The organism is Lishizhenia sp. (assembly GCF_033720595.1).
GTDB lineage: Bacteria > Bacteroidota > Bacteroidia > Flavobacteriales_D > Crocinitomicaceae > Lishizhenia.
Genome location: NZ_JAWWCF010000318.1, coordinates 1 through 1,748 on the forward strand (window position 1 = coordinate 1; position 1,748 = coordinate 1,748).

The window sequence follows — 1,748 nt, forward strand, 5'->3', positions numbered from 1 at the left end:
GTGGAATTCAGGAACAGCAACAACTGCTATACTAGAAATTAAAAACCACAGTACGGAAGCATCGGGTAATGACTTTGCCATAGATGATATCTTCTTTGGTGAGGTATGTTTTTCTTTGGATACGATAGTGGTTACAGAAGATACAATTAGTGTAAACGCTGGTCCAGATCTTTTCTTTTGTGAAAATGAACCAGAGCAATTAACCGCTATTTCTAATGATCCTAATGCTCAGTTCGAGTGGAATACTGCCGAAACCACAGCTTCAATAACTCCTACGGCGGATGGTACCTATACGGTTACGGCAACTTCAGCTTTAGGTTGTACAGTGTCAGATGATGCAGATGTTGACATCACTGAAATGGATTGGGACATTGATTCTACTTTTGTTCAAAATACCAATTGTGAGGCTACAGACGGATATGTGGGAGTCATGTTGGATAATCCAAATAATTTAAATACATCTTTCCTGTGGTATGGTCCAGGCCAAAATACAAGTAACTTTATCAATGCCTCTGTATTTGGTAATTTAAGTACAGGGTGGTATTATTTAGAAGTTAGCTTTGACGGGTGTGTTCGTTTTGACTCTGCCTATGTGGATATCAATAATGCACCTTTGGCAGATTTTACAGCAACACCTGTAACAGGCTATGCTCCACAAACGGTAAGTTTTACCAACAACAGTCAAAATACAAACTCTTTTCAATGGGATTTAGGAAACGGAGTAACAACTACAGATGAAATTCCTGCAGACCAAGTTTATCAAGAAGGTACTTATGAGGTAATGTTAATCGCTGGAGACGGCGCTTGTACCGATACAGCCTACCAAACTTTGGTGTTTGAAGTACAACTTATTCTTCCAGGTGCAAACGTGGAGGTGGCCAATGTATTTACACCGAATGGAGATAACCAAAACGACGAGTTTTTCTTTGATATAGAAAATATGGACCCGGAAAACTTTGAGGTATTCATCTTTAACCGCTGGGGAACGCAGGTGTTTAGTTCTACCAGTCCAGATTTTAAATGGGATGGAACCGTAAATGGAAATGATGCCGCTGAGGGAACTTACTTCTACATCTACAAAGGGTTAGGTTTAGATGGAAAAGAATTGGAAGGCGAAGGTTTCTTGCAGTTAGTTAGGAAATAAAAACAAGAATATTTTTTTAAGCCTCAGTTGTATAAACTGGGGCTTTATTTATTAAGTACATACAGTAAAAGCGTAAACTTGTTTTCTTGTACGTTGTAATTACAGTAGAACCAAGCCCCGTGGTTCTTTTTAAATTTACTGTGATAGCGTTTGTGTTTCAGAATTCGCAACCTGTATTTTCCTTGAATGGTTTCTATAATAATAGCCCGACGCATGTAAACGTAGTTTTTATGGCGCTGACTATAAGTGGTTTTAATTTTTACATACTCCAGTCTTTTTTGAGTTTGAAGCAGGATTTGAAATTCCTCAGCATCAATGAATTTTAATTCAATACCCCGGATAGAAGGAGGAAGATTATACCTGTTGCTATCACCTAAAATATAAAGCTTCTTCGTTTCATTTAAAGTAGCGAAATGATAATCTACATATTTCTCCATGCATTCTATATAGATCGAAGAGGTGTCTACCTTTTGCTTTTTAGAAATTTTAATATGTATGCCTTCATTTTGAGCAAATGAGTAACCGCTTACGATAAGTAGCAGAAAGGAAAAAATAGTGGTTTTCATCTTAACCTCCCTTTTGAATACGCTCAAAGGTGTACTTA

At 37.5% G+C, this 1,748-nt stretch carries 2 protein-coding genes; one reads left to right on the plus strand and one right to left on the minus strand.

Annotated elements, in window-relative coordinates; genetic code table 11:
• A partial coding sequence (locus tag R3333_RS14470; protein WP_318959469.1) for a gliding motility-associated C-terminal domain-containing protein occupies window positions 1-1,144 on the plus strand: 1,144 nt, incomplete at its 5' end.
• A gap of 44 nt (window positions 1,145-1,188) precedes the next feature.
• Here the strand turns inward: R3333_RS14470 and R3333_RS14475 are convergent.
• Window positions 1,189-1,748 (minus strand): hypothetical protein (locus R3333_RS14475; RefSeq protein WP_318959470.1); only part of this gene is annotated, 560 nt, incomplete at its 5' end.